At 37.8% G+C, this 17,948-nt stretch carries 19 protein-coding genes and 2 pseudogenes; 14 read left to right on the forward strand and 7 right to left on the reverse strand.

The features are described 5' to 3' along the window. Positions 1-5 precede the first annotated feature (5 nt). The 4 genes from AC4BHA_RS04130 to AC4BHA_RS04145 all read left to right on the forward strand — a co-directional run bounded on the left by AC4BHA_RS04130 (position 6) and on the right by AC4BHA_RS04145 (position 2,969). The gene (locus AC4BHA_RS04130) at positions 6-728 is read left to right on the forward strand and encodes an SDR family NAD(P)-dependent oxidoreductase (protein WP_139891355.1); all 723 of its coding nucleotides are present in this window, start codon (positions 6-8) and stop codon (positions 726-728) included. Continuing rightward, complete coding sequence (locus AC4BHA_RS04135) at positions 728-1,762, forward strand: S-adenosylmethionine:tRNA ribosyltransferase-isomerase (protein ID WP_139891354.1); 1,035 nt, start codon at positions 728-730, stop codon at positions 1,760-1,762. Before AC4BHA_RS04130 ends, AC4BHA_RS04135 begins: the two co-directional genes overlap by 1 nt. Then, positions 1,759-2,112 carry a VOC family protein gene (locus tag AC4BHA_RS04140; protein WP_490551887.1) on the forward strand — a complete coding sequence of 118 codons (354 nt, stop codon included), beginning with the start codon at positions 1,759-1,761 and terminating at the stop codon, positions 2,110-2,112. Before AC4BHA_RS04135 ends, AC4BHA_RS04140 begins: the two co-directional genes overlap by 4 nt. A 293-nt stretch (positions 2,113-2,405) precedes the next feature. Then, positions 2,406-2,969, forward strand: coding sequence for an NAD(P)/FAD-dependent oxidoreductase (locus tag AC4BHA_RS04145; RefSeq protein WP_148629509.1), 564 nt, complete (start codon positions 2,406-2,408; stop codon positions 2,967-2,969). Between the two features lie 200 nt (positions 2,970-3,169). Here the strand turns inward: AC4BHA_RS04145 and AC4BHA_RS04150 are convergent, their stop codons facing one another. Further along, positions 3,170-3,505, reverse strand: coding sequence for a L,D-transpeptidase (locus tag AC4BHA_RS04150; RefSeq protein ID WP_140461203.1), 336 nt, complete (start codon positions 3,503-3,505; stop codon positions 3,170-3,172). Between the two features lie 191 nt (positions 3,506-3,696). After that, positions 3,697-4,425, reverse strand: a complete 729-nt coding sequence (locus tag AC4BHA_RS04155) for an NAD-dependent protein deacylase (RefSeq protein ID WP_066101123.1) — start codon at positions 4,423-4,425, stop codon at positions 3,697-3,699. 209 nt (positions 4,426-4,634) lie between these two features. Between AC4BHA_RS04155 and AC4BHA_RS04160 the strand changes: the two genes are divergently transcribed. From AC4BHA_RS04160 to pnuC, 5 genes and pseudogenes are all read left to right on the forward strand, one after another. Continuing rightward, a complete protein-coding gene (locus AC4BHA_RS04160) occupies positions 4,635-5,171 on the forward strand; it encodes an RNA 2'-phosphotransferase (protein WP_490558209.1) in 537 nt (178 codons plus the stop codon). 231 nt (positions 5,172-5,402) lie between these two features. After that, positions 5,403-5,570 carry a hypothetical protein gene (locus tag AC4BHA_RS04165; RefSeq protein WP_490558210.1) on the forward strand — a complete coding sequence of 56 codons (168 nt, stop codon included), beginning with the start codon at positions 5,403-5,405 and terminating at the stop codon, positions 5,568-5,570. A gap of 12 nt (positions 5,571-5,582) precedes the next feature. Beyond that, positions 5,583-5,933: pseudogene (locus AC4BHA_RS04170) on the forward strand (tetratricopeptide repeat protein); the annotation flags it as partial. Between the two features lie 317 nt (positions 5,934-6,250). After that, entirely contained in the window at positions 6,251-7,372 is a 1,122-nt protein-coding gene (locus tag AC4BHA_RS04175) for an AAA family ATPase (protein ID WP_490558211.1), read from the forward strand. Positions 7,373-7,490: 118 nt separating this feature from the next. Then, positions 7,491-8,045: pseudogene (pnuC, locus tag AC4BHA_RS04180) on the forward strand (nicotinamide riboside transporter PnuC). A gap of 97 nt (positions 8,046-8,142) precedes the next feature. On the opposite strand, the gene AC4BHA_RS04185 reads toward pnuC, so the two are convergent. Next, entirely contained in the window at positions 8,143-8,319 is a 177-nt protein-coding gene (locus AC4BHA_RS04185) for a hypothetical protein (protein ID WP_175354221.1), read from the reverse strand. A 345-nt stretch (positions 8,320-8,664) separates the two neighbouring features. Between AC4BHA_RS04185 and AC4BHA_RS04190 the strand changes: the two genes are divergently transcribed. The 5 genes from AC4BHA_RS04190 (at position 8,665) to AC4BHA_RS04210 (ending at position 14,592) form a co-directional block, all read left to right on the forward strand. After that, positions 8,665-10,026: an aspartate kinase gene (locus tag AC4BHA_RS04190; RefSeq protein ID WP_490551884.1), complete on the forward strand. Its 1,362-nt coding sequence runs from the start codon at positions 8,665-8,667 to the stop codon at positions 10,024-10,026. A gap of 118 nt (positions 10,027-10,144) precedes the next feature. Then, positions 10,145-10,927 (forward strand): HAD family hydrolase, encoded by a 783-nt coding sequence (locus AC4BHA_RS04195; protein WP_490558212.1) that lies wholly within the window; start codon positions 10,145-10,147, stop codon positions 10,925-10,927. Between the two features lie 322 nt (positions 10,928-11,249). Then, a complete protein-coding gene (locus AC4BHA_RS04200; RefSeq protein WP_490551882.1) occupies positions 11,250-12,938 on the forward strand; it encodes a DUF6044 family protein in 1,689 nt (562 codons plus the stop codon). A gap of 14 nt (positions 12,939-12,952) precedes the next feature. Further along, positions 12,953-13,951, forward strand: a complete 999-nt coding sequence (locus AC4BHA_RS04205) for a glycosyltransferase family 2 protein (protein ID WP_490551881.1) — start codon at positions 12,953-12,955, stop codon at positions 13,949-13,951. Between the two features lie 44 nt (positions 13,952-13,995). Then, complete coding sequence (locus tag AC4BHA_RS04210) at positions 13,996-14,592, forward strand: DedA family protein (RefSeq protein ID WP_490551880.1); 597 nt, start codon at positions 13,996-13,998, stop codon at positions 14,590-14,592. Positions 14,593-14,680: 88 nt separating this feature from the next. Here AC4BHA_RS04210 and AC4BHA_RS04215 read toward each other — a convergent pair whose 3' ends face one another. Genes AC4BHA_RS04215 through AC4BHA_RS04230 form a run of 4 tightly spaced genes read right to left on the reverse strand, consistent with a single transcriptional unit; the run spans position 14,681 to position 17,676 of the window. Next, positions 14,681-15,451: an ABC transporter permease gene (locus AC4BHA_RS04215; RefSeq protein WP_490551879.1), complete on the reverse strand. Its 771-nt coding sequence runs from the start codon at positions 15,449-15,451 to the stop codon at positions 14,681-14,683. Then, positions 15,448-16,350, reverse strand: coding sequence for an ABC transporter ATP-binding protein (locus tag AC4BHA_RS04220; protein WP_148629517.1), 903 nt, complete (start codon positions 16,348-16,350; stop codon positions 15,448-15,450). Before AC4BHA_RS04220 ends, AC4BHA_RS04215 begins: the two co-directional genes overlap by 4 nt. Further along, a complete protein-coding gene (locus tag AC4BHA_RS04225; protein ID WP_490558213.1) occupies positions 16,350-16,553 on the reverse strand; it encodes a PLDc N-terminal domain-containing protein in 204 nt (67 codons plus the stop codon). Before AC4BHA_RS04225 ends, AC4BHA_RS04220 begins: the two co-directional genes overlap by 1 nt. Next, entirely contained in the window at positions 16,546-17,676 is a 1,131-nt protein-coding gene (locus AC4BHA_RS04230) for a helix-turn-helix domain-containing protein (protein ID WP_148629519.1), read from the reverse strand. The genes AC4BHA_RS04225 and AC4BHA_RS04230 overlap by 8 nt, the downstream gene beginning before the upstream one ends. Positions 17,677-17,948 lie beyond the last annotated feature (272 nt).

The raw sequence follows: 17,948 nt of genomic DNA on the forward strand, positions 1-17,948 counted from the left end.
AAATCATGAAAACAGTTGTTATAACGGGAGCATCTAAAGGATTAGGGAAAGCATTAGCCCTTGCTTTTGCAAAACAAGGATACAATCTCGCAATTTGTGCGCGGGGAGAAGAGCGGTTACAGGAAGTGAAAAGAATGACTGAGGAATTGGGTAGTACAGTTCTGGCAGTAAAAGCGGATGTTACAAATCAGCGTGATGTGGAAGCCTTTATTTCCATGACAGAAAGCAGATTTGGTCAAATTGATGTTTTAATTAATAATGCTGCTGTATTGGGGCCTAGCCCGATGCCACTCTTACTGGATTATTCAGAGGTTGATTTCATGAATGTTATAAAGGCAAACAGCCTAAGTCCATTTATGGTCACAAAACGTGTTCTGCCTGGAATGCTTCAGCGTAATGAAGGCTCTATTATCAATGTGACATCAGAAGCAGGGCAAAAAGGATATGCGGGATGGGGAGCCTATGGAATTTCGAAGTTTGCACTGGAAGGACTGACCGAAACATGGGCAGATGAGCTCTCGGAAACGAATATACGAATCAATATGATTGACCCCGGCAGTATGGATACGGACATGTATGCATTGGCAGACCCTAATCATAATGAGGAGCTGGCTAAACCGGAGGAGGTACTGGGTGCCTTTGTTTATTTAGCCTCGAATCATTCACGGCATATTAACGGTAAACGGTTTGAAGCACAGAAGTTCGAGCTTGAACAGGAGGGATTATAATGGCATTGCCTCTCAGGAAAAAATTTTTTCTGCCTCAAGAATTAAATGCGTCCGAACCTCCCGAGTTCAGAGGTATGAGAAGGGACCAAGTCAAGCTAATGGTGACAGATAAAGGGATTGGAACAATGGAACACACTCAATTTTCCCATCTAGATCGGTATCTGAAGAAAGGTGATATTCTGGTTTTAAATAATAGCAGGACAATTCCTGCCTCAGCAAGGGCAACAATTACTAGAAAAGGGATCGTTAAAGCCGAAGCTGTAGAAATAAGGTTTGCAAAAAAGATTGAGAATAACGCCTGGGAAGTGCTGGCCCTGCATGAAGATATAGAAGTTGGAGATGTGCTCATTTTTTCTGAAGGACAATTGAAAGGAGAGATAAGTGGCAGGGTAGAAGCTACCCCTTTGTGGAGTGTTTGTTTTTCTCAATCAGAGGATCGTATTTTACATTATTTATATCAGAAAGGAGAACCCATTCGGTATGAATATGCGAAACAGGCACTTGATTTAAACTTCTATCAAACGGTCTATGCTTCAGTCCCTGGCTCCGTTGAAATGCCATCTGCTGGCCGAGCCTTTACCTGGGAAATGCTTTTCAATCTTCAAAGAAAGGGAGTTAAGCTTCAGTTTATTCAGCTTCACACAGGCTTGAGCTATTTACTAGATGACTACTGGCCAGTAAAACCGGAAACCAATCCTGAACTCTATGAAATCCCCAGTGAGACAATGGATATGATTCGGCATGCGAAAAAAGAGAGGAGAAGAGTGATTGCTGTCGGAACCACGGTCGTTCGTGCTTTGGAGACGGCTAGACTAACTGAAAAGCTCAAGGGTAGCACCCATTTGTATATAGGACCTGATTACGAAATGAAAGCAGTTGATGGTATCCTAACCGGTTTTCATGAACCTGAGGCGAGCCATTTGGATATGCTCACTGCTTTTATTGATTCGGAGTTCCTTTTTAAAACGTATGAGGAAGCCGTACTAAAGGAGTATTTATGGCATGAGTTTGGAGATGTGAACTTAATTATATGAAAAAGTTGAATATCCATCACGTCGGTTTTGAGGTGAGAAGCCTGGAGCTTACAAGGTTCTTTTTTGAAAAATATCTAGGATTTCGCACTGAACAATACATGGAATTGGATGGAGAAAAGATCGTATTCTTAGTGAATGACCGATTAAGGATTGAATTGATTGAAAATGGAATGATTGATGAAAAAGGATTATACGAGGCACATATATGTTTTGAAACGGATTGTTTACAAATTTTAAATGAAAAGGATGTATCTATTTTAGAGGGGCCAATAAGGATGGGAAATGGCTGGACAATTGTTTTTATTGAGGGGAATAATGGTGAAAGAATTGAGTTATTAAAGAGGATTTAGGCTTTCTGCAAGCGAACAACTTACGTATAAATAAAGTACAGATGTAGATTAAACATAACGCTGGTTGGAATATAGGTATGTTCTTTTAAAACATGTTTTCCAGTCAGTTGAGGTATCCAGCAGATTCTTTATTAACCTACCATTGGCTAAGAAATGGTGACTATTATAAAAGAACTTGGTTTCACTGAAACGATTGGTCAGGTATCGATGGAAAAATCACTTCAATAGAATTTGGTAATTATTCCCGTTATAATAAGAGGGATTTTATAATTGGTTGGGGGAGGTTTGAGGATATGTATGATGTTATAGTTATTGGAGCAGGACCAAGCGGTGCAAGTGCTGCATTATTCACTGCCAAAGCAGGTAAAAAAACGTTGGTTTTGGATAATGATAAAAGTGTCACTAAACGTGCCTGGATTGAAAATCATTATGGTGTAGAAGAAATCAGCGGACCTGACCTTATTGCAGTCGGTAAAAAACAGGCGGAGAAATTTGGCGCTGAATTCAAGGTTGCAACCGCTGAAAAAATCGAAGTGGAAAATGATGGAGTGATGATTCAAACAGAAGAATCCAACTATATGGCAAGTGAAGTGATCTTGGCTTCCGGTATGTTAGTTGACCTCGCTGAAGCTTCAGGCATCAAAACAAAGGACGGTACTGAACCACGTATTAAAAAAGTAATTGATGTCGATGATTCCGGTAAAACCTATCTTGATCATGTCTGGGCAGCCGGCACAGTTGCTGGTGTGAGCATGCATACAATTATAACAGCAGGGGACGGAGCAAGAGTCGCGATAAATGTAATCAGTTCTCTGAATGGGGAACGTTATGTTGACCATGATATTCTAAAATCTTAAATTAAATGAATAATAGTTGAATGATATCGTTACGGCTCATGAGTGGGTCGTTTTTTTGTTTGACTCTGTTTGTAGATAATGTTCGTTTTTGAATTCCCGTTCTTATTCAACTAAGGCGAAGATTAGTTGAATAAGAGAAGCGATACTTTTATGTCGTATTTGACCAAAATTATGCAGTAAGAGGAGCTAGATTAACAGAGTCATTTATGAATAACAACCCTAGTACCAATTGGTACTCTAGATGATAATTCTAGAACATCATGATTAAACATCCTAATACAACCATGTGAGACATTCTTACCGATTGAAGCTGGGGTATTTGTTCCATGTATACCGTAATGAGGCTTTGACAAACCCATCCAAAGAACTCCGAATTGTCTTCCAGGATTACGTTGTTTATTGATTATCTTGTATGTCCCAGTAGGTGTTGGTGATAATATTTTCCCAACTGCAATTGGGTAAGCTTTTATCAGCCTATTTCCATCAAAAAGTTTTAATTGATGTTTCGATGTTGATATGTCAATCCATCTCGCCACAAATAACAACTCCATTTTTTAATATATTGTATGAAGTAACATAGGGATTTGTTAATTAATAGACATTATCAGCAATATATACGAACAGAGCCTTTTGTTTAGTTGCAATTTGTACAGCTTTCAGGTACTGAGATGGAAGATAACTGCATATAAAAAAGCCAATCTCCTTCTCAAAGATTGGCCTGAATCTATTAATAATTTTCAATTAACTCGGCATCTATTTCAGCTAAAAGCTCGCCGGCTTTACGGTCATTAATCACGAGGTCTGCATAAAAATCAAAATTAGTAGGCTCTAAATTAATAATAACCAGTTTCGCACCATTTTGCTTAGCAATTAAAGGGAACTGATTAGCAGGTGTCACTGATAACGATGATCCGAGAACAATAAACAGGTCTGCTTTTTCACTTTCAGCCTCAGCCATCATGAATGGTTTTTCAGGCAACATTTCACCAAATAAAATGACGGATGGACGAAGCTTGCCGCCACACTCACATTGATAGGATTCATTTAAATACATTTCACTGCCATATTCCTTACCGCATGTTTGGCAATGTACCTTTTGTAAGGTTCCGTGCAACTCTGCTACCCGACTGCTGCCGGCTTCCTGGTGGAAACCATCTACATTTTGCGTAATAATACTTTGAATAATACCTTCACGTTCCCATTTAGCGAGAATAGAATGGCCTTTATGTGGGCCGTGTTCCTTCACTCCTACCACACGCTGGCGATAAAATTCAAAAAACTCTTTGACATTTTGATTAAGTGCATCTGTACTGGCAATAGTGCCTGGATCTTGCTTCTTCCACAATCCGTTATTAGTTGAGCGGAAATCAGGTAACCCGCTTTCAGTCGAAAAACCTGCACCAGTGAAGATAACGGTGTAGTTAGATTCTTTTAATAAAGTTACTAGTTTGGACAAAATACCTGCCTCCTGTTTTAGGGTCCTCTGTACATAATTATTCATCATTATATCACGAGCCGATTAGCTATTCTAAATCATTGGTTTCGCGAAAATCGATGTATTATATGAGAAAATAGAAGAAACTATTCGAATAATCGAGAATCAGCTTCGAACATGGAGCTTCTATTCTCTTTTCATTTTTATGTTATAAAGGAGGATTCCAAAAAATGAGTTTGATTAAAGCGAGCAGGTTTATGAGTTTGATTCTTCGTCATAAACCAGAATCCATCGGAATTACTCTGGATGAGCATGGATGGGCGAATGTCGAGGAATTGATTAAGGGTATTTCTAAAAAATATCCTTTTGATATGAACATCCTAGAGGAAATTGTGCGAACCGATGATAAACAGAGATACGCTTTTAATGAGGACAAGTCACTTATTCGAGCCAATCAAGGACATTCCATTTCGGTTGATGTAGAGCTGGAAATCGTGGAACCACCAGAGTTTTTATGGCATGGTACGGGAGAAAAGTATACAGAATCCATTGAACGTATTGGACTAATTCCAAAGAGTCGTTTATATGTTCATCTATCATCTGATGAAGAAACAGCAATCAATGTAGGAAAACGGCATGGGAAACCGGTTGTGTATCGTGTACGAAGTGGTGAAATGATGAAACAAGGATATGTGTTTTACCGTTCGAAAAATCATGTTTGGTTAACAAAAACAGTACCCGTTAAGTTTTTGGAGGCGCAACCGTAAAAATAAAAGAGGGATGTAATTTAGTAAACATGTTAGCTAGAACTCTTAACAAAATCTCATCAAAATATTTCTTGCCCCGTCGTTCTGCGTGACTCATAACATTAACAACTCCTTTAGAAATCTGGATTTAATTGTACTTTTCTAAAAAGGGGGTTTATTCGATATTGTCGAATGTAGGGAACAAGGAATGCGACTGATTGTAAATTACAAGAAACAATGAGGTGGGAATAAATGAATAAAAATCCACGTGAACTTCTGGATAATGCTATTGCGCTGCGTGAAGATGGTCGTGAGAAACAGGATCCGGTTATTTTAAATCATGCACTTAATCTTCTGTTAAATCTATCAGAAAATGATCTGGAAAATGCAGAAATAAATTATCAGATTGGGATTGCCTAAGATAATTCTGGGTTATGTAACAAAGCAATTCCTTACTATGTTAAAGCAATTGAACTAGGTCTATCCGGTTCTGATTTACAAAGATGTTTCCTTGGTTTAGGAAGCAGTTACCGCATTTTGGGGCATTATAAAGAGTCTGTTGACGTCCTTCGCCGCGGTGTGACTGAATTTCCTGAACATCGAGCCCTGCAAGTCTTTTATTCTATGGCTTTATATAATACAGGGGAATATAAAAGGGCTATGGAAATTGTCTTAATGAATTTAATGGAAACTACAAATGATGAAATACTCCAGTACTTTAAGAGTGGTATTTCTTATTATGCCCAGCATCTTGATGAAACTATAGATTTAGACAATCCTTAAATCGTAATTACCTCATCCTGTAGGTTGAATAAGCTAACTGTATATAACCTTTTTACTTAAAGAAACATTCTATATGAAAGCAATGAAAAAAGGAGGATTCACTCAAAATGTGTATCTTCCTTTTTTGTGTTTCTTTTTCTCTGATATAACTGTATGCTTTCAGTAAATCTTACCTCTTTCATAATATTATTTTAGTATAATAAAATAAAGAACTAGCTAAATTTACATGTAGTACTATGAGAGAAATAGAGGTTCAGTCGAGGGCGTAGTTTCTTTTAATTATTATATTTAAAGAATAAAAAGAAGGGAGAAGAAAAGTGTTAAACTCTTACCAAAAACCCCTTAAAGGAAAAAAAGTTGGTATTGTATTTGGATCATTCGCTCCGCTTCATCGAGGGCATTTGGATCTAATTATGCAAGCAAAAAAAGAAAACGACGGCGGTTGTATTGTCATTGTATGTGGATATGACGGGGACAAGGGTGAACCACTTATGCCTCATAAAATGCGATATCGTTACGTGAGAGAGTTTTTTTCGGATGATGATTTGGTTGCTGTATATGCAATCAATGAAAATGAAATTGGTATTGAAAATTATCCTAATGGTTGGAACGGTTGGCTTAAAGAGTTTGAAACTATTTATCGCAAGGCGGTAGAAATACCTACAGATACCGACAGAATTTGGTATGTCGGGGATAGGAATTACCATGAGGACTTAATCGGAAAGTTTAATGAAACCTCAATCTTGGTTGACCGACTTGCATTAACTCCAATATCAGCAACGATGATAAGGGAAAACCCCATAAAGCATTGGGATAAAATAACGTATCCATTCCGGAGAGTTTTTAGTACAAACATTCTTATATGCGGTACTGCTTCGGAAGGAAAATCAGTATTAACCGCCGACCTGGGCAAATATTTCAATGCGCCGTACAGTTATGAGTTCGCAAGAGGCTACATGCAAGAAAGTAATATAGCCGAATGGGAATTAAACGGAACGGACTATATGGCTTTTCTTGAAGGGCAGTATAATCTCAATAAAAAATTAATTAACTCACCCTCCAATCAAGGAATCTTTTTTGCGGACTCCGACTCGATGGTAACAAGAATGTACGCAGAGGGGTATTCCAGAGACAGCCAATGTGACTTAACAGAGGAAGAATTTGAAAAAGTTACTATAGTGGCCGATGAAATCACAAAAAAATGTCGGTGGGATAAAATTTATTTACTATGTCCTTGCGGCGAGTTTGTGGATGACCACGAGCGATTTATGGCTCATTCTGGAATGGAGGAACGCAATGAGTTATTCAACATACTTTGCAACAATATTAAAAGTTCGGGAAATTGGGACAAGGTAACGGTTCTAAATGGCGGCTATTGGAACAACTTCAAAACTATTGTAAGTGATGTGAAAAGAATCATTGAAAATGGAAAGAATTAAAAATTATCTAAAAAACGAATTTTGGAACGGTTATAATCTCTTTGAAAAAATATTTATGATAAGTATGGTACTGCTTCAAATCATTGTATATTGCTTTGTTCCTGATTCTCCTATCGGTATGATTTGCGGAGTATCAGGTGTAATCTGTGTTGTTTTGACAGCGAAAGGCAAACTGTCGTCTTATATCTTCAACTTTATACAGATTGTAACCTATATGTATATCGTATGGGGGTTGGGGCTGTATCTTGAGTTCTTCGAAAATATTTTCTACTTCGTAACTTGTATTCTCGGTGTATTTATTTGGAAGAAGAATATGACCGAGGAAACAATGCAAGTAAAAGCAAAAAGTCTTAAGTCAGTGCAGATGATCATTTAAGCTGTGTTAATTGTTATATGTACTATCGCACTGGGTTATATCGGTAAAAATTATCTCGGTAATACTCTGCCTTACTATGATGCATTTACTAATGTAATGGCAATAGTAGCTCAAATCCTCATGGTATTACGATATAGAGAACAATGGCTCGTATGGATTGTAATTGACCTTGTTTGCTTGGTTATGTTCATTATGCTTGGACAGTGGTCTATGGTTGCCATGTATGTTTCGTGGACAATCAATGCGATTTACGGTTGGTACAATTGGAGTAAATTAAATAAAGAAGAAGTAAAATAATAGTTCCTAATCAAGAATTTAAAGAAGGGTCAGTCATAGTGACGGCCCTTCTATAGTTATTGGTACAAGTTATAAAGAATCAAACACTGTTTTAAGATTATGGATTTAACTGATTGATGCTATTACTTTTCTTGATTTCGTCACGAATATCCTTTAGATATTCATTTTTTTGTTTCATTAACTTTAAGATAGTAAGTGCTACATAAATAATAAAAACGATAATACCTAAGTATACCAATATAGAAATTAATCCAAATAAGGATGCTGCCATCATAAGTAAACCCTCCAAACTATATTTTATAATTATTTTACCGTATTTTTCCCCATGATCTTTTGTTTTTTTAAAATATACTTTCGACTAGTGTCTAAAAATGACAAGTTTAAAATGTACCATTTATTCATTTCCGTGGTATCAAAAATTAATCGATAACTAGAATATTTACGCCTTCATGAGTCATCCTGCCATTCTAATTCTTTGGTGAATGAGACTTACTTCCGAAGAATAGAAGTCCCGATGGATATTATTTGAAATTTTTCATATTTTCTCTTGAAACTTTAGCGCTGAGAAGTGATAATAGTTAATATTATCTGAAAAATTAAAACATAGGAGATATGCAGAATGAAAGTAGTGAAATTTGGGGGAACTTCTCTTGCATCCGGTGAGCAGTTGAGTAAAGTTTTTGAGATTGTCGTATCAGATCCACAGCGTAAAATTGTGGTAGTATCGGCACCAGGTAAACGATTTTCATCCGATACTAAAGTGACAGATTTGCTCATTGCCTGTGGAGAAAGCTGGTTAAATGGGGCTTGTGATCAATATTTATTTGATATGGTTATTGATCGATACCGATTAATAGCAGAGGATTTATCCGTTTCAGGCTCTGTCGTCGAAAGAATTAGAGCTGATTTAATGGAAATTCTTAATGGAGACCTGAGCGATAAGGGTCAGTTTATGGATGCCGTTAAAGCCAGTGGAGAAGACAATAATGCCAAATTGGTAGCTGCTTTTTTCCAAGCCAGAGGTGTAGAGGCTGAATACATGAATCCTCGTGAGGCAGGACTAATAGTCAGTGATGAGCCGGGGAATGCTCAGGTTTTAGCAGAATCGTATGCCAATCTATATCATTTAAGAAATAAAAAAGGAATTGTCATATTTCCAGGATTCTTTGGTTATACAACGGATGGAAAGGTGATGACGTTCCCTCGGAGCGGCTCGGATATTACCGGTTCGATTCTGGCTAATGCAGTTAAAGCTGATTTATACGAAAATTATACAGATGTTGATGCCGTATTTTCTGTTAATCCAACGATTATTAATAAACCAAAGGAAATCAGTGTATTGACGTATCGAGAAATGCGTGAACTTTCCTATGCAGGCTTTAGTGTTTTGCATGATGAAGCATTAATTCCCGCCTTTAAAGCAGGGATTCCAGTAAATATTAAAAATACGAATAATCCGTTATCACCTGGTACCATGATCGTGAATAAAAAAGAGTTAACGAATGGTCCGGTTGTCGGTATTGCAAGTGACAATGATTTTTGCAGCATTTATGTCAGCAAATATTTAATGAACAGAGAAATAGGTTTTGGACGTAAACTTCTTCAAATCCTTGAAGATTTAAAGTTGTCCTATGAACATGTTCCTTCGGGAATTGATGATTTGACTGTCATTTTAAGACAGAATCAAATGGACTCTGAGCTTGAAGAGATTATTAGGAACCGGATTATAGAGGAATTAGAGGCTGACGAGGTGAAAATTGAACACAATTTATCCTTGATTATGATTGTGGGAGAGGGAATGCGTTCGAATGTTGGTACAGTTGCGAGGGCATCCAAGGCTTTGGCAAATGCCGGCATTAATATCGAAATGATCAATCAAGGGTCTTCTGAAGTCAGTATGATGTTTGGTGTGAAAGAACTTCAGGAAAACCGAGCAGTGGCTGCTCTTTACAATGAATTTTTTACCAGTGTAAGCGTGTAAGGAAAAGTGGTAAATCGAATAATAGAAATGTTCAATGATGTCATTAACGAAAAACAAAACTTTTCTATATTAATAGGATTCAAACCGGAGTGGTTGATGCAGGGACGGAGGAACCGATATGGTAAAGGCAATCATGTTTGACCTCGATGATACATTGTTATGGGATCAAAAAAGTGTTCAGGAAGCTTTCAGGGTAACCTGCGGGCTGTCTATAAACAAATATCAGATTGACCCAGTGCAGCTAGAAGAATCAGTTAGAAAGGAAGCCACTAAACTGTATAGCTCCTATGAAACATTCGCTTTTACACAAATGATTGGGATAAATCCATTTGAGGGATTATGGGGGGATTTTCAGGACAAACATGAGCAATTTCAAAAGATGGCTCAAATTATGCCGCTCTATCGCAAGGATGCGTGGACGAATGGGTTGAAAGCATTGGGAATAGAGGATGCAGAGTTAGGACAGGAATTAGCAGAAAAGTTTCCTGAAGAAAGAAGAAAACATCCCTTTATTTATGAGGATACCTTTGAAGTGCTGGAACAATTAAAGGGTTGTGTTAAACTTCTTTTACTGACAAATGGCTCCCCGCAATTGCAAACAACAAAGCTGGAAATAACACCTGAAATAGCTCCCTATTTCGATCATATTGTCATTTCAGGGGATTTTGGACAAGGTAAGCCGGCTCCCGAACTCTTTGAACATGCTGTAGGATTATTAGAGGTTGAAAAAAAAGAAGTCCTGATGGTTGGAGATAATCTGATGACGGATATTCTCGGTGCCAATCGTGCAGGAATAAAATCTGTTTGGGTAAACCGCCATCATAAAGTAACGGATCAAGTGAAGCCTACCTATGAGATTAAGAAACTGGCGGATTTACTACCATTGCTGAAGGAAATATAATTATGAATATCTTGTGAAAGAAATTTCAAGAAGTGTCGCGGAGACCAATTCATCCTTAAGGGGTTAAGTACCCCAGGTTGAATTGGTTTTTTATTTTTGACTGTTTTCGTAATGATGATTTGCCTTTACATACAACAATAAGCCTATATTTGAAAATTACCTAGTTTACATTAAAAAAGGTTGAGGGTGAAGATTTGTAATATCCATATTGACCCAATAGCTCCTTGACATGGGGTATATAAATAGCTACCATGAGTACATTATAATTTTACAATTATTGGTGGGTTGATTTAAATATATCTTGAAAAGTCGGTGTATAGCAGTGGGGGAATTAAGAAATAAATGGACTGAGGAAACTAAGTTATTGATAGCTGCGCTGGTGTTGTTGATCATTTATTTGGCTCCGATGTTTATACTTGGTGAAGATTCTCATATACGGGTGCATGATAACTTAGATTCCAATATCGCTTGGTACAAGGTTCTGAAGGATAATCAAATGCTGTTTGGACCGATAAATGAGACTATTCCACAAATCATTAATGGTTTGCCGAGGAATTCAATTGGAACTGAATTCAGCGGAATTGAATGGCTCCATTATTTATTACCATCCATGACGGCATATTCAATCAGTCAGGCGATTACTAGAATCTTTGCGTTTATTGGAATGTATCTCTTACTTAAAAAGCATTTTGTTAGAAAAGAGGAACATGGCTTTATACGTGTATTCGTTGCATTGGCCTTTGCTTTGACTCCTTTTTGGCCATCCGGAATGCTTGCCACATTGGGGCATCCATTAGCCTTGTATGCCTTTTTAAATATTAGAGGCAGAGATAGTAAATGGACGGATTGGCTTATTCTAATCCTTTTGCCTTTTTATTCGAGCTTTGTACTGGGGTTCTTTTTCTTCCTGGTGGCTATGGGATTGCTTTGGCTTTATGATTGGATCAAGAAAAAAGACCCTAATTGGAAATTCTTTGGCAGTATTGCTTTAATGACTTTTATTTACCTGTTGATCGAATATCGCTTGGTTTATTCTTTGGTATTTCCTGAAGAGCCTAACAGCCGGGATGAATATTTCAGCTCTGCATTAGGATTTGCGCGATCTGTCCGTCTCATATTTAAAAATTACATAATTGGACATAATCATGTATTAACGCTTCACCAATATATTATTTTGCCTGTGTCATTTATAGCTTTATGGTTTATTTATCGGAATAAGCTTTGGAAAAGTGAGAAACGCTATGTTCAGCTGTTTATCTTGAATTTTATTTTATCTGCATGGTATGCGTTTTGGTTTTATGAGGGATGGGCATCCTTGAAAGAACAAATTTCACTTTTAAATAATTTTAATTTTGCCCGTTTTCATTTCCTGAGACCGTTAGTTTTGTACTTATTGTTTGCCCTGTCCTGCCGTATTCTTTGGAAAAATGGAGGGGGATGGAGGCAGTTTTCAAAAGGAGTCATTGTCGCTCAGCTGCTTGTCTTATTTATGTACAATCCGGAAGTGTATTATGGAAGGCTGGATGCACCGACTTTTAAGGAGTTTTATGCTGTTGACCAATTTACTGAGATTAAAGATTATATTGGAAAACCTCAGGATACGTACAGAGTGGTAAGTATAGGATTACATCCAGCTATTGCTCAATATAATGGCTTTTATACTTTGGATACGTATAACAATTACTATCCATTGGCGTACAAGCATCAGTTTCGAGAAATTATTGAGAAGGAGCTGGATAAGAACGCTCAGCTTAAAAAATATTTTGATAAATGGGGCGGGCGTTGTTATATTTTCGTGGATGAGCTTGGTAAGAAATATGATTACGAAAAAAATTCATCCAAAACAATAAAAAATTTAGAGTTGAATACGAAGGTACTGAAAGAAATGGGTGGTCAATATATAATCTCAGCTGTACCTATTGTGAATGCAGATGAGAATAACCTTGAATTGATGGATGTTTTTGATCATGAAGATTCAGCGTGGAAGATCTATCTATATCATGTCATGTAAAGGAGTTACTCATAATGAATCTGCCTGTATTAACAATCGTTGTGCCTTGTTACAATGAACAGGAGGTATTGTCTAAAACATCTGAAGAGCTTTCATCCATTCTAAAAGAGTTATTGGACTCCGGTGTAATCTCAGAAAGAAGTGCTATTTTATTTGTGGATGATGGCAGTGTTGATGATACTTGGGATTTAATACAAATGGAGAGTGTACAGAATAGGTTAGTCAAGGGTCTGAAATTAGCGGGCAATGTGGGTCATCAAAATGCATTGCTCGCTGGTCTGGCAACGGCCCAAAAGCATTCCGATTGTGTTATCTCCATCGATGCTGATTTACAGGATGACATTCAGGTCATAAAAGAGATGGTTGAAAAATACAATCAGGGATATGATATTGTCTATGGAGTTCGAGATCAGCGAAAGAAGGATACTATATTCAAACGGACCACAGCGCTTAGCTTTTATCGTATGATGGGTAAATTGGGAATCAAGTTAATTCCTAATCATGCAGATTTTAGATTAATGAGCAAGCGTGCATTGGGAGAACTCTTAAAATATAAGGAACGGAATTTATTCTTAAGAGGTATGATTCCAATGATTGGCTTTTCCTCCGCTGAAGTCTTTTATGATCGGAAGGAAAGAGAAGCGGGAGAGTCTAAATATCCGTTAAAGAAAATGATTTCTTTTGCGCTTGATGGGATTACCTCCTTTAGTGTTGCGCCGATACGCTGTGTTACCTACATTGGCTTTTTGACGCTATTTATCAGTGTGGTCGCAGGCAGCTATGCTCTAATTCAAAAAACACTGGGGAATACACAATCTGGCTGGACTTCCATCATGATTTCTCTGTGGATCATTGGTGGCTTGCAGTTGATTGGTATTGGAATAGTGGGTGAATACATTGGCAAGATTTTTAAAGAGGTTAAACAAAGGCCGATTTATGCCATTGATGTGGACAACTATACTGAAGATCAAAAAGACCAGGCGAACCAGAAAAATCAATATAAATCTCGCTAACAGGAATATATGTATCATTGGTTTGAAAACAGGAAGGAAACTACATGACGCTTGATGCTATTACATATTATATACAGCTGTATGGATACTGGGTGATTATCTTAGTTTTATTTTGCGGGATTGTAGGAATTCCTGCACCTGAAGAAACATTTGTTATTTTTATCGGTGCTGTCATTGCTGAACAAAACCTTAATTTTCTATGGGCCATCTGCGCTGCACTATTGGGTGCTAATATGGGTATGTTTTTTACCTATATGATTGGAAGGAAGCTTGGGACATCCATCATCCAGAAGTATGGAAATCTAGTGAAAATCACACCGAAACGCTGGCAGAGTATGCATACTAGGTTTGATCAATTTGAAAATAAAATGGTTGTTATAGGATATTTTTTACCGGGACTTAGACAGCTAACTCCCTATATGTCAGGAACACGTGAATTACCATATGCAAAATTTTTCTCACTCGCATTTTTAGCAAGCTTACTATGGACAACCCTTTATATGACGATTGGATTTTATTTCGGAAATATGATTGGTCTCAAGTATTTAAGCTTCATTGCGGTCATTTTTTTCTTAATTTTCATCGTAGTACTTGCATGGAAAAATTGGTTTTCTCCTGCGAGAAGTAAAGTTAGCTCTTAAAAAATATTTTACATATTGTTCATTATAATGTAGAGAAACAGAAGCCGCTGTTAGGATGAACTGACAGCGGCTTCTGTTTTAACATATCTTATATCTTTTTTGTTTTGAAAATCGTAACCGCAACAGCTAGGCATATTCCGACCATGCCGACAGATATTGCAATCGGCGTGACATACTCTCCCGGTGCTTTGAGCCCTGTCAGGAGACTCATGGCTTCGGTTAGCTTCATCGGTGTGAGAGATTCTAGCTTTGGGAAAAGTCCGATGAGATAAACCGCCAGTACAGTACCCCCAGTTCCGAGTAAAACAGTGGTATTACTAGAGGATAGTGTAGAAAACAGCACCATAAATGATAACACCCAAAGCCCGAAAAGCCAGTAACACATTGCTGCAAAGCTAGTGTACACGGCGATGCTATTATCCCAATAAAAAGCATTATAAGCATAAGTAATACCAAAGCAAATCCAATAGCAAGCTGTCCACGATATAAATATCATCATGCTCTTTGCGATAACGAATTTCCAGCGCGAGAGACCCTTTGTCAGAACAGGGATGAGTGTTCCTTTTTGATATTCTGAAGTAAAGGATCCACTGCACATCAGTATAAAAATAATCAGTGCTATTGGAATATTTTTATAAAATTGTGTCCAGGAGGTCAAGGCATCTACAGTAACCTCTGTAACGACAAGGCCTGTTCCCTCCAAAGAGTCTGCCATCATCTCCATCATCCATGGAGTTATCTTTGCTATAGCTGGATTCATAATCCCGAAAAGTACAAATACTAGCAGTAGAATGAGCACTCGTCCTGTTCGACTCCATTCCATCCACTCTTTTTTGAAAAAAGCTAGAAAAGATTTCATTTACTGACGACCTCCATAAACAGAGATTCCAGCGATAGCTCCTGCTTTTCGAAACGGCGGAAAGGAATATGATGCTCCAAGATAAAACGTAAGACAGCTTCTGTCTGTACCTGATCAGCTCGCTCCAGCAATAGATGATTTTCATTGCTTTTTTTGATGCTTGGAAAAGCTAAAAGCAGTTTTGCCGTATCTTCTGGATACTCCAACTCAATTTCATACCCGATGCTTGCATGTTCTCTTTTTAACTTCTCCATTGATTCCTGCAATACGATTTGTCCTTCGTGAAGGAATGCGACCTCATCACATATACGCTCAACATCGGAAAGAATATGCGTGGAAAAGAGAATAGTTGTATGTTCCTTTGCTGCGGTAAGAATATCTAGAATTTCCCTTCTTCCAACAGGATCGAGAGAGGAGGTCGGTTCATCGCAAATCAACAGTCTAGGTCGGTTGAAAAGCGCTTGTGCAATTCCGAGCCGTTGCTTCATGCCGCGTGAAAAACCTTTGATTCGCCGTTTCTCATTGGAGAGTCCCACAAGCTCCAGAAGCTCCTTGGTACGAGCCTTGATACTCGAAGATGACATCCCTGTGAGCTCACCGCAAAAATGCAAATATTCCTTAGGAGTCATAAAAGAATAAAACTCAGGTACATCAGGTAAATATCCAATAAGCCGATTTGTGGGAGTATCGCCGTAGCGAACCTTTTCTCCGCCAACAGTAATCTCCCCGCTGTTTGCCTCCAGCAAGCCAAGAATGATTTTCATAGTCGTAGTTTTCCCAGCACCATTCTGACCCACAAAACCAAAAACAGTATGCTCCGCTACAGAAAAAGTGACATCCTCTAATACTGTTTTATCTCCAAATCGCTTTTTTACATGAGATAAAGTTAACATATTCATTATGCATCCTCTTTTCCAAGCAGAAAATACAGAATAGGTCCTATAAATTGCATGCCGATTATCACTATAACTAGCCATATGGTACGACTGCCGCGCTTATAGTTCTTATGAGTCAAAATATGATGTATGGTAAAACCCAGCAATGTAAATTCTGCAATAACCAAAGGAATAATAAAGGGTAAGAATTCTTTGACTTCATTCATAATATTTCACTCCTTCCGTAAGTTCTCTTTGTATTCTCTTAAATTCTAGATCGTCTTGAAGTGCTGTCAATAATGGATGTTTAAAAGACTCCAGTACACTTTTTGCCACAAGGCGCATATTTCGTGGCGGTGATGCTCCTAGGTCAAGTTTGCTAATCCATTCATCCAGCCTGTCAAAATAAGCATCGCCGTGGAGCAACGCGTGCTCATGGGTAAAAAGCACTCGAACTACCTGAACATATTGATTTAGCATTCCCAGCGCCTTTTCTTTTTCTCCATGTGTGATATAGACAAGTGCTGCCTGATAGAAAAATTGTGCTGCGCTATTGGGATGCAGGTTGTTTAAATCATATAGCCGAATCAATCCCTCTGTTTTTTTAATCGTTTTTTCACATACTGCAGGGTCATCCATATGAATGGCTAGGTATTGGACCGCAGTTGTAATCAGCGATATCACATGTAGATACATATTGATTTGTGTATAGCTTTTGGCTTTGTCTAAATCCCCGACGGTCAGATAGGCCTGTGCCAAAATTGAATCACTTTGGTGATAGATGCGAGTTGGATCTGCTATCATCTCCAATGCTTCAATGACTTCTTCAGCTTTACCGAGTTGGAGGTTGAATACAGCTTTCACAGTGATAGCATCATTACAAATATCTATTACTTTACAATTTTCCTCTATATGCTCACAAAGTGTTACAGCTTCGTGCAAAATTCTTTGTTGCTCATCATGGTCCTTTGCAAGAGGAAAATGGTTCAGCCAAAGGATGCAGATCTGGAGTAAAAAGGAATAACAGGAATAATAGCGGCGAACCAGTTCTCGTGATTTATTCATCACTTCATTAAAGGGCAGTCTTGTATAGTCAGAAGCAAGCTCCACATATAGCTTTTGGATTTGTTCCCGACTCAACTGTGCTTCATAGCCCAGCAATTCATCTATACTTACATCTAGAAAAGATGCGAGCTGGGGTAATAGTAAGATGTCCGGCAAGCTCTGTTTATTTTCCCATTTAGATACGGATGCCTTCGTAACACCGATAAAATCCGCTAATTCCTTTTGGGTGAGTTTCTTTTTACGGCGCAGGTTAGCAAGGTTATGTGAAAAATTTAATGAGTACATACAACTACCTCCTATAACTATTGTAACCATAGATGCTGTAAAGCTAAATGGAGCAATACGATATTTTTCGATACAAAATCAACTAACGAGAAACTTTACGTTAAACAGTCAATAATAAATAAGCCTCAGGATCTTGTTATGGTGATCCAATGAATGTCAGTTCACGGCAACTCCAATCATAAATCCAATCTCCAAGTGGCTTACCTATGATATTTTTTTGCCTGTTGATATTAAAAAATCGTTCCTCTAAATCGTTGTTTACTTATGTAAAT

The sequence above is a fragment of the Pradoshia sp. Z3_51 genome (assembly GCF_058215915.1).